The 13,133-nt window shown below is 68.8% G+C and carries 12 protein-coding genes; 6 read left to right on the top strand and 6 right to left on the bottom strand.

What is annotated here, in order from left to right; all coding sequences use genetic code 11:
- The first annotated feature begins 20 nt into the window (after positions 1–20).
- Genes BN1313_RS12695 through BN1313_RS12685 form a run of 3 tightly spaced genes read left to right on the top strand, consistent with a single transcriptional unit; the run spans position 21 to position 3,711 of the window.
- Positions 21–518 (top strand): 2Fe-2S iron-sulfur cluster-binding protein, encoded by a 498-nt coding sequence (locus BN1313_RS12695; protein WP_245620237.1) that lies wholly within the window; start codon positions 21–23, stop codon positions 516–518.
- Positions 515–1,462 carry an FAD binding domain-containing protein gene (locus BN1313_RS12690; RefSeq protein ID WP_091741253.1) on the top strand — a complete coding sequence of 316 codons (948 nt, stop codon included), beginning with the start codon at positions 515–517 and terminating at the stop codon, positions 1,460–1,462. The genes BN1313_RS12695 and BN1313_RS12690 overlap by 4 nt, the downstream gene beginning before the upstream one ends.
- Positions 1,459–3,711, top strand: coding sequence for a xanthine dehydrogenase family protein molybdopterin-binding subunit (locus tag BN1313_RS12685; RefSeq protein ID WP_091741250.1), 2,253 nt, complete (start codon positions 1,459–1,461; stop codon positions 3,709–3,711). The genes BN1313_RS12690 and BN1313_RS12685 overlap by 4 nt, the downstream gene beginning before the upstream one ends.
- A 19-nt stretch (positions 3,712–3,730) precedes the next feature.
- On the opposite strand, the gene BN1313_RS12680 is transcribed toward BN1313_RS12685, so the two are convergent.
- The 3 genes from BN1313_RS12680 to BN1313_RS12670 form a co-directional block, all read right to left on the bottom strand.
- The gene (locus tag BN1313_RS12680) at positions 3,731–4,111 is read right to left on the bottom strand and encodes a response regulator (protein ID WP_091741248.1); all 381 of its coding nucleotides are present in this window, start codon (positions 4,109–4,111) and stop codon (positions 3,731–3,733) included.
- Between the two features lie 85 nt (positions 4,112–4,196).
- Complete coding sequence (gene aroB, locus BN1313_RS12675; RefSeq protein ID WP_091741245.1) at positions 4,197–5,306, bottom strand: 3-dehydroquinate synthase; 1,110 nt, start codon at positions 5,304–5,306, stop codon at positions 4,197–4,199.
- On the bottom strand, positions 5,303–5,881 hold the full coding sequence (locus BN1313_RS12670; RefSeq protein ID WP_091741242.1) for a shikimate kinase: 579 nt from the start codon (positions 5,879–5,881) through the stop codon (positions 5,303–5,305). The genes aroB and BN1313_RS12670 overlap by 4 nt, the downstream gene beginning before the upstream one ends.
- 39 nt (positions 5,882–5,920) lie before the next feature.
- Here BN1313_RS12670 and BN1313_RS12665 point away from each other — a divergent pair, with 39 nt between their 5' ends.
- The 3 genes from BN1313_RS12665 (at position 5,921) to BN1313_RS12655 (ending at position 8,962) form a co-directional block, all read left to right on the top strand.
- Entirely contained in the window at positions 5,921–7,216 is a 1,296-nt protein-coding gene (locus tag BN1313_RS12665) for a hypothetical protein (RefSeq protein WP_091741239.1), read from the top strand.
- A 13-nt stretch (positions 7,217–7,229) separates the two neighbouring features.
- Positions 7,230–8,138 (top strand): site-specific tyrosine recombinase XerD, encoded by a 909-nt coding sequence (locus tag BN1313_RS12660; RefSeq protein WP_091742702.1) that lies wholly within the window; start codon positions 7,230–7,232, stop codon positions 8,136–8,138.
- A 113-nt stretch (positions 8,139–8,251) separates the two neighbouring features.
- Positions 8,252–8,962 (top strand): sensor histidine kinase, encoded by a 711-nt coding sequence (locus BN1313_RS12655; protein ID WP_091741236.1) that lies wholly within the window; start codon positions 8,252–8,254, stop codon positions 8,960–8,962.
- Between the two features lie 75 nt (positions 8,963–9,037).
- On the opposite strand, the gene BN1313_RS12650 is transcribed toward BN1313_RS12655, so the two are convergent.
- The 3 genes from BN1313_RS12650 to BN1313_RS12640 form a co-directional block, all read right to left on the bottom strand.
- Positions 9,038–9,388: a DUF2322 family protein gene (locus BN1313_RS12650; RefSeq protein ID WP_245620194.1), complete on the bottom strand. Its 351-nt coding sequence runs from the start codon at positions 9,386–9,388 to the stop codon at positions 9,038–9,040.
- A 156-nt stretch (positions 9,389–9,544) separates the two neighbouring features.
- Positions 9,545–9,895 (bottom strand): DOPA 4,5-dioxygenase family protein, encoded by a 351-nt coding sequence (locus BN1313_RS12645; protein ID WP_091741233.1) that lies wholly within the window; start codon positions 9,893–9,895, stop codon positions 9,545–9,547.
- Positions 9,896–9,929: 34 nt separating this feature from the next.
- Positions 9,930–13,133, bottom strand: a complete 3,204-nt coding sequence (locus tag BN1313_RS12640) for an efflux RND transporter permease subunit (protein ID WP_091741231.1) — start codon at positions 13,131–13,133, stop codon at positions 9,930–9,932.

Below are 13,133 nucleotides of genomic sequence, written 5' to 3'. Positions count from 1 at the left end.
GGAGCTTCATTTTGCCGACGGTGATCACGGTCAACGGCGAGGCGCGCGCGCTGGACCTCGACGTTCGCACCACTCTGCTCGACGCCCTGCGCGAAGGCCTCAAGCTGACGGGCCCGAAAAAGGGCTGCGACCATGGCCAGTGCGGCGCCTGCACGGTTCTGGTCAACGGCGTGCGCATCAACAGTTGCCTGACCCTTGCCGTGATGCACGATGGCGACGCCGTCATGACCGTCGAGGGCCTCGGTGCGCCGGACAGCCTGCATCCTCTGCAGCAGGCCTTCGTCCATGAAGACGCCTTCCAATGCGGCTACTGCACCCCCGGTCAGCTTTGCTCGATCATGGGCATGCTGGAGGAGGTCGCCCTGGACTATCCGAGCCAGGAGACGGCCGACGGTCAGCTTCCGATTGCACTGACCGACGCTGAGATCCGCGAGCGGATGAGCGGCAACATCTGCCGTTGCACCGCCTATCCGCAGATCGTCGCGGCCATCAAGAGCTACGCCGGGGATCGGGCATGAGGCCCTTCGTCTACGAACGGCCATCCACCGCGGCCGAGGCCGTGGAGCTTGCGGCCGCGCCCGGCGCCAGGTTCATCGCCGGCGGCACCAACCTGCTCGACCTGATGAAGCTCGACATCGAGCAGCCGACCCGTCTGGTCGACGTCAGCCGCCTTCCGCTGACCCAGATCGAGGAAACCACCGAGGGCGGCTTGCGGATCGGCGGCTTGGCGATCAACGCGCGCGTCTCTGGCGACACCCGCGTCCGCGCCAAATATCCGGTGCTGGCCCGCGCTCTGGTCTCCGGCGCCTCGCCGCAGCTGCGCAACAAGGCCACCGTCGGCGGCAACCTGCTGCAGCGCACCCGCTGCCCATGGTTCTACGACGTCACCAAACCCTGCAATAAGCGCGCGGCCGGCTCGGGCTGCTCTGCGCTGGGCGGGCCGGACCGTCACGCCGCCATCTTCGGCGGCTCAGACGCCTGCGTCGCCACCCACACCTCTGACATGGCCGTGGCGCTCACCGCCCTGGACGCGATGATCGAGACCCTCAGCCCTGGCGGTGCGCTCCGCACTCTGCCGCTCGGCGAACTGCACCGCCTGCCGGGCGACACGCCGGAGCATGAGACGAACCTCGTCGCCGGTGAGATGATCACCGCCGTCATCCTCCCGCCGCCGCCGGAGGGCCGCCAAACTTACCAGAAGGTCCGCGACCGGGCCTCATACGCCCACGGTCTGACCAGCATCGCCGTCGCCGGCGCCCGCATCGCCTTGGGCGCCGTGGCGCCGAAGCCTTGGCGCGCCGACTTGGCGGAGGCCGCCCTCGCCGCCGGCGCCACGCCCAAGGAAGCCTTCGATGTCCAGCTCGCGGAGCCCCGGGAGCAGGGCCTGAACGCCACCAAAATCACCCTCGTCTCGCGCCTCGGCCCGGCTGTGGTCGGCGCCATGACCGGAGCCGCCGCATGAGCACCGTCGAGGATTTCCAGAAGCCGAACCCGATCAAGGAAAACCGGCAAGGTCTGATCGGCAAACCGGTCGACCGCTACGACGGCCCCCTGAAGGTCGCGGGCAAGGCGCCCTACGCCTATGAAGTTCAGCCGCCGTCGCCGCCGTCCTACGGCGTCATGGTGCCGTCCGGCATCGCTCAGGGCCGGATCATCTCCATCGACACGGCCGCCGCCGAGGCCTCGCCGGGGGTCAAGGCCGTCTGGACCTATCTCAACGTGCCCAAGCACGCCGCGCCGGCGCCGCCGATTGACTTCTGGACCGGCGGGCCAGAACCCGTCTTCGCCAGCGACCGCGTCCACTACTTTGGCGAGCCGGTGGCCTTCGTCTGCGCCGACACCCTGGAGAACGCGACCGCTGCGGCCCAGCTGATCGCTATCGGCTATGCGGCGGACGAACCCAACGCCGACTTCCATGCCAAGGCCCATGTGCTCGACATCGTCGCCGCCGAGGGCGATGTCCGGCTTGGCGCCTTCGAGAGCGCTTTCGCCGAGGCCCCCGTCCAGCTCGACGATGTCTGGACCACGCCCGTCCAGAACCACTGCCAGATGGAGCCGCACGCCTCCATCGCCTGGTGGACCGACGGGATCTGCGAGGCTCACACCTCCTGCCAGGGCGTCGTCCGCTCGCGCGGCATCCTGGCCATGACGCTGGAGATGGAGAAGGAGGATATTCTCCTTCGCTCGCGCTATATCGGCGGCGGCTTCGGCGGCAAGATGTTCACCTACGCCGACCTGATCCTGGCCGCGCTCGCCTCGCGGGAACTCGGCTGCCCCGTGAAGGTCGCCTTCACCCGCCAGCACATGATGCACGGGACGATCCACCGCCCGGCCACCGAACAGCGCGTGCGCCTGGGCGCCACGCCCGATGGCAAGCTCACCGCCCTGTCGCTGGTCGGTGTCAGCCACGCTTCGGAGATGAGCCCGTTCTTCGAGCGCACCTCCGGCTTCGCCAAGAGCCTCTACGCCAGCCCTAATCGTTTCTTTGCGGATCGCGGCGTCTCCAGTGGTCTGCCGCCGGGCGGGCCCCTGCGCGCACCGGGCGAGGCCTCCGGCACGCTCAGCCTGGAAGTCGCCATGGACGAGATGGCCGAGAAGCTCGGCCTCGACCCGATCGAGTTCCGCGTCATCAACGAGCCCGAGGTCGATCCCACCAGCGGAAAGCCCTTCTCCATCCGCCAGCTGGTCCGCTGCATGCGCGAGGGCGCGCAGATGTTCGGCTGGGACAAGCGTCAGGCGACGCCGGGCCTCGTCCGTGACGGGCGCTGGTTGGTCGGCATGGGCATGGCTGGCGCCATCCGCGGCAACATGCTGCTGCCCGCCAAGTGCTCCATCGCCGTCGACCCCGACGGAATCGTCACTGTGCGGCAAGGCATGACCGACATCGGCACTGGCACCTACACGGTCCTGGCCCAGATCGCGGCGGAAACCATGGGCGTCGCCATGGCCGACGTCCGCGTGATCATCGGCGAGGCCGAGGCGCCGCCCACGCCGGGTTCCGGCGGTCAGTTCGGCGCCGCGACGGCCGGTTCCGCGGCGCTCGCCGCGGGTATGAACCTGCGCCGGGCCATCGCCGCCCTCGCCATCGCCGATCCCAACTCGCCGTTGCACGAAGGCGCGATCGACGATGTCCAATTCCGCGACGGCGGCGTGGCCATCGGCAATCGCACCGAAAGCCTCAAGGCGCTGATCTCGCGCGCGGCGCCCCAGGGTCTCGACGCCCTGGGTGAAAGCGCCCAGGCCACCGACGGCGGCAACTGGAGCCAGCATACCTTCGGCGCGCACTTCGCCGAGGTCGGAGTCGATCCGATCACCGGTGAGACCCGCCTGCGCCGCATGCTGGGCGTCTTCGCCTGTGGCCGAATCCTCAACGCCAAGACCGCCCGCAGCCAGCTGACGGGCGGCATGATCTGGGGCGTGAGCTCAGCGCTGCACGAGGGCAATGAGGTGGACGTCCGGTTCGGCTCGTTCCTCGGCCAGGATCTCGCCAGCTACCTGGTGCCGGTCCAGGCCGACATCGGCGAGCTTGACGCGATCATGCTGGATGAGGTCGACGACATCGCTAATCCGCTCGGCATCAAGGGCGTCGGCGAATTGGGTATGGCCGGCTCCGGCGCGGCGGTGGCCAACGCCGTTTACAACGCCTGCGGCGCGCGGGTTCGCAGCTACCCGATAACGCCTGAGAAGCTGATCGCGGCCTTGCCGCAATAGCGTAGGTCGCGACGGCCGATTAGCCGGCGACCTTCGCGCGGAGTTCGCCAAGAATCCGCGCCAGATCGCCCTCGCGGAAGGGCTTTTGCAGAACCGGCGAGCCGCGATCCACCTCGCGCAGGCCGGCGTCGCCGTAACCGGTGGCGAAAGCGAAGGGCGCACCCTTCTCGCGGAGAATGTCCGCCAGCGGGAAGATCGGCTGGCCGCCCAGGTTCACGTCCAGCACGGCGCAATCGATCTCGGCGGTGCGTGTCAGCTCAATGGCTTCATCGAGGCGCGAGGCGGGGCCCACCACGGTGCAGCCGAGATCGCTCAACATGTCCTCGATCAGCATCGAGACCATCATTTCGTCTTCGACCACTAGAACGCGCAGGCCAGAAAGGTCCGCAACTTCGCTCATGCCTGCAAGCTCCCCCGATCGGCGTCGGACTCGACGCGAACGGTGATCAACGCCTGGGAGCCCGTCGGGTTCCGCACCGGCGTAACTATTGCGCGCCTTCGGCCGCCAGGAACTCGCGCACCTCCGCGGCAGGTACGTTACGCGCGACGTAAGCGTCGCCGATGTTTCGCGCCAAAATGAACGTCAGGCGTCCGTCTTCCGCCTTCTTGTCCTGCGCCATGTGGCTGATGAGTTCGTCGGTCTTGAAGGGGTGGCCAACCAGAGCGTCGAGCTGTGTCGGTAGCCCCGCGGCTGCGATGCCGGCGACCGCGCGGGCCGCGTCTTGCGTCGGGCAGAGCCCTTGCGCCGCCGAAAAGCGGAACGCGAGCGCCATGCCCGCGCCGACGGCCTCGCCATGCAGCAAGGCGTCGCCGAACCCGGTTTCGGACTCCAAGGCGTGGGCGAAGGTGTGTCCGAGGTTAAGCAGCGCCCGACGGCCCTGCTCCGTCTCGTCCTCGGCGACGATCTCGGCCTTCATGGCGACCGACCGCGCAACGGCGTGGGCGAGAGCGTTTGGCTCCAGCGCCAGAACTTCACGCCCATGGGCCTCCAGCCACTCGAAGAAGGCGAAGTCGCCCAGCAGGCCGTACTTGATCACCTCGGCGTAGCCTGCCCGCATCTCGCGGGCGGGCAGGGTGCCCAGCACGTCAAGGTCGGCCAGCACCAGCCGCGGCTGATGGAAGGCGCCGACGAGATTCTTGCCCCGCGGCGTGTCGATCGCCGTCTTTCCGCCGACAGACGAATCCACCTGCGCAAGCAGCGTCGTCGGAATCTGCACGAAGCCAATCCCGCGCTTGAAGATCGAAGCCGCAAATCCGGCGAGGTCGCCCACCACCCCGCCGCCAAACGCCACGATCAGATCGCCTCGGTCGAGGTTCAGCGCCAGCAGGCGGTCGGTGACGTCGGCCAGGCCTTCGAAGCTCTTGGTCTGCTCGCCCGGCGCAACCAGCACCGGATGGGTTTCGATGCCCGCTCCCGCCAGGGAGGCGACCAGGCGCGGGCCATGCAGGGCGAAGACGGTGGTGTCGCTGACGATGGCCACGCGCTTGCGCTTCAGGAAGGGCGCGATGCGCAGCCCCGCCTCGCCGAGCAGGCCCGGGCCGACCAGCACTTCATAGGCGCGGTCGCCCAGGCCGACGGGGATGGTGCGGATCATGCCGCGCTCTTTCCTTCGATGTGGGCGGTGAGCGCCGCGATCACCTGTTCGACGCTGACGTTGTGCGCGGCGTCGCCGGTCTCCACCATGATGTCCGCCTCGGCGTAGACGGGATATCTGACCTCGGCTTGGGCCTTGAGGACTTCCAACGGATCGGCGTCGCGCAAGAGAGGGCGGCTATCCTTGCGGCCCACCCGACGAGCCAGGACGGCCAGATCCGTCTTTAGCCAGACCGATATCGCCTTTTCCTTCACGAGGGCGCGCGTCTCCGGGCTCATGAAAGCGCCGCCGCCGGTGGCGAGAATGTGCGGCGGCTCGTCGAGCAGGCGGGCGATCACCCGGCGCTCGCCTTCGCGGAAAGCCGGCTCGCCCAGTTCGGCGAAGATTTCCGGGATGGAACGCCCTGCAGCGCTTTCGACCTCATTGTCGGCGTCGCGGAACGGCATCTCCAGCGTCTGCGCCAGCCGGCGGCCGACGCTCGACTTGCCCACGCCCATCAAGCCCACGAGGGTGATGGTGCGGCGGCGCAACGGTGCATAGCGATCCATGAGGACTTGGCCTTTACACGAGCCCATGCCCTCGCGCCAACAGCCGGGCTCACCTAGGGTGATCTCATGAAACGCCTCGCTCTTATCGCCGCGTTCGCCCTGCTCCCCCTGGCGACGGCCCTGGCCCAGTCCCCTGATGACACTGTTGTCGTCATCGACGCCCCGCTGCCTGTCGGCGAGTCGCCGCCGGCCGAGCCGGTTCCACCAACCGTCGACACCGTCAGCCTTCAGCCGGTCGAGACCACGGTCCTGGCCGCTCCGGACGCGTTCAGCACACCTGGCCGCACCACCGGCCTGCCGCAGGACCTCTGGCGCGGCGCCTCCATCGAGACGGCCAAGGCCGTCCTGCCGTTGATCGCCGCCAAGCCGGTCTCCCAGGCCGCCCGGCAGTTGGCGCGTCATGTGCTCGCCACAGGCGCACCGGGGCCGCAAGGTTCGCACGACTCACCCGGCCTTGCTGGCGACCGCGCGGCGGGCCTCCTGGCGCTGGGCGATGTCACCGCGGCGAAGGCCGTGCTCGCCAACACTCCTGGCCTCGACCGTAATTCCGACCTGTCTCACGCCGCGGCCGAGGCGGCCCTGCTGTCCGGCGATGATGCGCGGGCCTGCGCCATCGCCGACGCCTTGGGAGTCGGTCGCGATGAGGTGTACTGGCTGCGCCTGCGCGCCTTCTGCCTGGCGACCACCGACCGCGTCGCCCAGGCTCAGCTCACCTTCGAGATCGCCCAGAGCCAGGCGCGCGACGTTGTCTTCGCCCGCCTGATGGGCGCCAGGCTTGGCGGCGGCGACGCCGGCCCGGCCTCCCTCCGTAACGGCCTGGACTATGCGCTTTCCCGCAGTCTGGGCCTTGACCTCACCGGCGTGGCTCGCGCCCCAGCTGTGGCCGCTGCGCTCTCGGGCCAGGACGCAGGCGGCCCCGAGTGGTCGATCCTCCAGAACGAATTCGCTGACGTGACGACGGCGCTTGTGTCCAACGTCTCGCCGCCGCCCGGCGCGCTGGAGCGCCTGGTCGCCGCCGCCGAGGCGGCGGACGCCAAGACCGCCCGCCCGCGCCTGGCCAGCGCCGTCCTTCTGCTCTTCGCCCTGCAGCCCGACGCGGAGCCGGCCTTGCGTGGCCGCATCGCGGCGCTAGGCGGCGCCGAGGGCAAGGCCTCCCAGGCGCGTACGCTCGCCATGGAATGGGCCGCCCAGCAACGGATGATGGGCGAGACAGCGCTGCTGGCGCTGTGGACCAGCCTCGACGCCAGCCCGGCCAGCCCCGCCATGGGCGACCGGGTCCGCATCGTCCGCGCTCTGCACCTTGCGGGCCTGGAGGCTGAGGCTCGCGCCTATGCCGCCGAAGGCCTGCTGGCGCTCAAATGACGGAAACCCCCTGATGACCGAGGGTTGGGTGGAGGCCTTCCTGGAGATGATGGCGGTCGAGCGCTCGGCCGCCCGCAACACCCTCATCGCCTACGAGAAGGATCTGGCCGACGCCGCCCAGTTCCTGGCCGCGCGCCGTATCGTCCTGGGTGAGGCCGGCGCCTCGGACATCGAGGCCTACTTCGAAAGCCTGGGCGCTCGCGGCGTCGCCCCGGCCACCGCCGCCCGCCGCCGCTCGGCGCTGCGCCAGTTCTACCGCTTCGCCGCCGGCGAGGGCTGGCGCGCCGACGATCCCTCACGCCGGGTCGAGGCGCCGCGTATGGGTCGGCCGTTACCCAAGGTGCTCAGTCGCGACGAGGTTGACCGCATCATCGCCGCCGCCGCCGCCCGCGACGGCGCGCAGGGCCTGCGGCTGGGCTGCCTCGTCGAGCTCGCTTACGCTTCAGGCATGCGGATTTCCGAGCTGACCAGCCTGACGCTGGCCGCCGTCGCCCGCGATCCCGCCTACCTCATCGTCAAGGGCAAGGGCGGCAAGGAGAGGCTCGCCCCCCTGAACGACCGCGCCCGCACGGCGGTGAAGGCCTATATCGCTGCGCGGCCGGCCTTCCTGCCGCCGGGCGACAAGGCCAATCCTTGGCTCTTCCCGTCCAGCGGCAAGGACCGCCGCCTGACTCCACGTCGGGTCGCGCAGCTATTGGACCAGGCCGCCGCCGACGCTGGCGTCGACCCCGCCCGCGTCAGCCCCCACGTCCTTCGCCACGCCTTCGCCACCCACCTGCTGGAGGGCGGCGCCGACCTCCGCGTCGTCCAGACCCTGCTGGGCCACGCTGACATCGCCACCACCCAGATCTACACCCATGTCGCGGGTGATCGCCTGCGCGCCGTGGTCGAGGAAAAGCACCCGCTCGCCAGGAAGCGCTGAGGGCGCTTAGGGCTATGGTGAAGGTCTGCTATGATCCTCCCCATCGGTCGTTCACCTGAACCGGCCGACTGAGCGCCGCGTGCGCTCCCGCCGAGGCGGCGGCGGAGTACCGCGTGAGCGACAAGACATCAGACACGCTTCCCACCGTGGGTTCCTATGGCTTCCGTCCGCCTGTGGGCAGCGACGCCCTGCTGGACCGCGTCAATGCGATGACGAAGACCGCGGCGCAAAGCACGATCCTCGTAGGCGAGCTGCACCACAGGCTGCAGAACACGCTGGCCATCGTCCTGGCGCTCTCACGGCTCACGGCTCGCACGGTTAATACGGTGGAGGAGTTTCAGGTCGCCTTTGGACAACGCATAGCGGCGATGGCGCGGACCAACGCCCTGCTGCTCCAGGGTCAGGTGCAGGCCGTCAGCGTGCAGACCGCGCTCGAGGCCGAGCTTCAGCCCTTTCTCGACGATAACGGGCAAGTCACCCTGCTTGGTGATGACCTCTATGTGTCGCCAGACGCCGCCCTCAGCCTCAGCCTGATCTTTCATGAGCTGGCCACCAACGCGGCGAAGTACGGCGCGCTGGCGAAACCCACGGGCCGCTTGGTCGTGGAATGCCACGGCGACAGCAACCTCGGCGCCATCCATTGGCGAGAGTCGGTGGCGGCGCCCCTCAAGGAAGCCTCCCGGTCTGGCAGCGGCTCGCTGTTGATCAGCCGTTTGGCGCGTTCGCTGGGCGGCGCCGCGCAGATCGACCTGCGCCCGGGCGGCCTTGAGGCGACGATCACCTTCAACTTCGGCGAGCCGGAGCCGGAACTGATCGCCGAATAGCCGCCTGCGAGGCGCAAAGTGCGCCGACCGACCATGGGCACGCGGACACACAAGGGCGGATCCGCACCCTTTGAATCAGTCGTTGGCTGTGACGATTGCAAGGCGCAACGGGGCGGCGCCGGCGATGATCTCAATGAGGCGGTCGATGTTGGGGTGCGCGCCTGGTCGGTTGCGGGCGTCGGCCGTGTGTTCGGCGAAGAGCGCCAGGCCATAGGTCGCCGCCGTTTCATCGAGACGATCAAAGGCCTGCGTCAGGTGTTGGTAGACCGCCAGAGAGCCTTGCTTGCCCGGCTGGTTCTCGATGCTGGCGACCACTGAGCCGGTGTCGTCGAAGAGGTCGATGCGGCGAACACCGTCGACTGGCGGCAGTTGCGCCAGGTTTTCTTTGAAGGTCGCCCCGGGTTCGATCATCGCCAGCCTGCTCATGTTCTCGATTGAACGCAGGGCGTTTAGCACCGGCGCCCGCCGCCGCCCATATGCCGATCCCCGACTTTACGCCGCGGCGGCCGTTTCCAAGGCAGAGTCGTCGCCCACCGGCCGATCAGGCGCGTCGGCGACGACAGATCTTCGATCACGGCGCCCTCACGGCGCCCTGTTGAAGAACTCCAGGTTGAGGGTCTCGCTCGGTCCGAACCAGATCACGTGCTCGGTATGATCGGCCAGGGCCTGCCGCGTCAGGGCGTGGGCGAAGATGGTCAGGCCGCCGCGATTGAACGCCAACCATTGCGCGAGCTCGCCGAACCGGTCCTTGGCTACCGTGAGCTGGCAGCTGCCGCGCGGGTGGGGTCCAACCGGCGCGACATGGTAGCGGCCGACGTCCGCGCCGAACAACAAGGCCGCCGCATCGCCGATGGCGCGCGCCTCATCGACTTCTGCGGGGTCGAAGTAGATGTGGGCGTGAAAGCTCGTGAACTCTTCCGGGAGGGTTTGCATGGTCACCTTGGTCAGTCGCCATTGAAGCGTCAGCTTAGCGCGCTGCGGCGTCTGCGTCTCCGCTGAGCGGACGCCGCCAGGCCAGGACCCGGCCGGCGAAGGTGGGCAGCACCACCAGGGTCAACAAGGTCGCAGTCAAGAGGCCGCCGATCACCACTGTCGCCAGGGGCTTCTGCACCTCGGCGCCGGCGCCGTGAGCCAGGGCCATCGGCATGAACCCCAGGATGGCGACCAGGGCGGTGGTCAAGACCGCCCGGAGCCGGTCCATCGCGCCTTCGACGGCGGCATCGGTTGGCGCCATGCCGGCGTCGAGCCGTTCGCGAATCGCCTGCATCAGCACCAGGCCATTGAGCGTTGCGACGCCGGAGACGGCGATGAATCCGACTGCGGCCGAAACCGAGAAGGGCAGGCCGCGCAGCAGCAGCGCCAGCGCCCCGCCGACCAGGGCCAGCGGCACGCAGGCGAACACCAGCGCCGCCTGGCCGACTGAGCCCAGGGCGAAGAACAGCAACACGGCGATCAGGGCGAACACCACCGGGACCACCAGCCCCAGCCGCGCCTCGGCCCGCTGCAGGTTCTCGAACTGACCGCCCCAGTCGAGCCAGGCGCCGGCTGGCAGGCTTACGTCCTTGGCCACCGCTGCCCGTGCGTCCCTGACGAAGCCGCCGAGGTCGCGGCCGCGCACATTGGCCTGCACGACGATCCGCCGCTTCCCGTTCTCGCGGCTGATCTGGTTCGGGCCTTCCCCCTCGCGGAACCGCACGACTGAGCCCAGCGGCACGAAGGTCGCTCCATTGTTTACGGCCAGCGGCGTTTGAGCCACGACCGCGAGGTCATTACGCGCCGCTTCAGGCAGACGCACCACGACGTCGAACCGTCGATCGCCTTCGAAGACCCGCCCCGCTTCGCGGCCGGCGAGGGCGATCTGCACGGCGTCGGCGGCGTCGGCGGCATGTAGTCCATAGAGCGCGGCCGCTGCTCGATCGACCTCGGCGGTCACCATGGGCAGGCCGGAGACCTGCTCAACCTTGACGTCGGCGGCGCCGCGCACCCGCCCGAGCACGCCGGCGATTTGGTTCGCCGTCCGCTCCATGGCGGCGAAGTCGTCGCCATAGACCTTTACGGCGACATCCGAACGCACGCCGGAGATCAACTCATTGAAACGCATTTGGATGGGCTGGGTGATCTCGTAGGTGTTGCCGATCTGGGTCGCCGCCGCGGCCTCCAGTTTTTCCACCACGTCGGCCTTCGAGACCCCGCGATCTGGCCAGGCCTTCTCCGACTTCAGGACGACGAAGGTGTCGCTGATGCTGGGCGGCATGGGGTCGGTGGAGATCTCCGCTGTCCCGGTCTTGGAGAAGACGAAGGCCACCTCCGGCACGCCCTTCAAAGCCCTCTCGAGCCGGCCCTGCATCTCGGTGGATTGCTCCAGCGACGTGCTAGGCACGCGCAGCGCCTGCACAAGCACGTCCTTCTCATCAAGGGTCGGGATGAACTCCCGTCCCAGTGTGGAGAAGGCCGCGAGGCCGACCGCGACCGCGACCAGTGCGCCGACCGCGATCTTGCCTGGCCGGGCCGCCGCCCAGCGCGTGGCGGGTTCGAACCAACCTCGCGCCGCCTGCTCCGCCCGGGTCTCATGCGCGTGGGCCGGTGGCTTCACCAGCAGGGCGGTCATCGCGGGCACGAAGGTGAAGGTCAGGATGAACGCGCCGCCCAGGGCCAACATGACCGTGGCGGCCATAGGTTGGAACATCTTGCCCTCGATGCCTTCCAGCGCCAGCAGCGGGGCATAGACCAGGAGGATGATCGCCTGACCGAAGGCGGCGGGCCGCACCATCTGCTGGGCGGCGTCGACCGCCGCCTCCAGCCGTTCACTGGTCGTCAGATCACGCCCGGCGGCGGCGCGCCGCACGCCCATGCGCGTCAGGGTGTTTTCCACCACCACAACCGCGCCGTCGACCAGCAGGCCGAAGTCCAGGGCGCCCAGACTCATCAGATTCCCGCTGACGCCGAACCGGTTCATCCCGATCACGCCCATCAGGAAGGCGAGTGGGATGACCAGCGCGGTGATGACCGCGGCCCGGGCGTTGCCCAACAGGAAGAACAGCACGGCGATGACCAGCAGCGCGCCCTCGGCCAGGTTGCGTTGGACGGTGGCGATCGTCCGATCGACCAGGTCGGTGCGGTTCAGCACGGTCCTGACCGCCACGCCCCGCGGGAGCGAGGGCGTGATGGCGGTCAGACGCTCGCTCACGGCGCGCGCGACCGTGCGGCTGTTCTCTCCGGCGAGCATCAGGGCGGTGCCGATCACCACCTCCTCGCCGTTCTCCTGCGCCGCCCCCAGTCGCACCGCCTGGCCAAGCTCGACCTGGGCGACGTCTGAAACCCGCACGACCAGGCCGCCCCGGTTCGTCACCGGGGCCGCGGCGAGATCGGCCAGCGAACTGACGCGGGCGTCGGCCCGTACGACAAAGGCCTCGCCGCCGCGGCGAATGACGCCGGCCCCGGCTACCGTATTGGCGTGCTCCACCGCCTCGACCAACTCGTTCAGACCCACCCCGTAGGCGGCTAGGCGCGCCGGGTCAGGCCGGATGGCGTACTCCTTCACGTAGCCGCCGGTCGTATCGATGCCGGCGACGCCGCGCGTCGAGCGCAACTGCGGGGAAACGATCCAGTCCTCGACGGTCCGAAGATATGTCGCCTTCTGCGCCGGTGTGGCCAGGCGCTCGCCTTCGGGCGTCAGGTAGCTTCCGTCGGGCTGTGGCCCAGGCGTTCCGGCCAAGACGCCTTTCACGGCGCGAAACTCCACCGTCCACATCAGCACTTCGCCAAGGCCGGTGGTGACCGGGGCCATCGTTGGTTTGGCGTCGGCGGGCAACGCGTCGCGAACCGCCTCAATCCGTTCATTGACCTGTTGGCGGGCGAAATAGAGGTCTGTCCGCTCCTCGAACACCGCCGTGATCTGGCTGAACCCGTTGCGCGAAATGGACCTTGTCTCGAGCAGGCCCGGAATCCCGCTCAGCGCCGTTTCAACCGGAAAAGTCACACGCTGTTCGATCTCCTCCGGCGATAGTGCGGGCGCGATGGTCGTCACCTGCACCTGCTTGTTGGTGATGTCCGGCACCGCGTCGATCGGCAACCGGAAGAGTTCGGAGACGCCCAGGGCCGCTACCAGGAGCGTGATCACCACGACGGCGATGCGATGTCGCACGGACATCGCCACGAGCTTGCTCAACAT

It is taken from the genome of Phenylobacterium immobile (ATCC 35973) (assembly GCF_001375595.1).
GTDB lineage: Bacteria > Pseudomonadota > Alphaproteobacteria > Caulobacterales > Caulobacteraceae > Phenylobacterium > Phenylobacterium immobile.
Note: the sequence above shows the minus strand (reverse complement) of the source record. Positions and strands in the feature narration are given on the sequence as shown.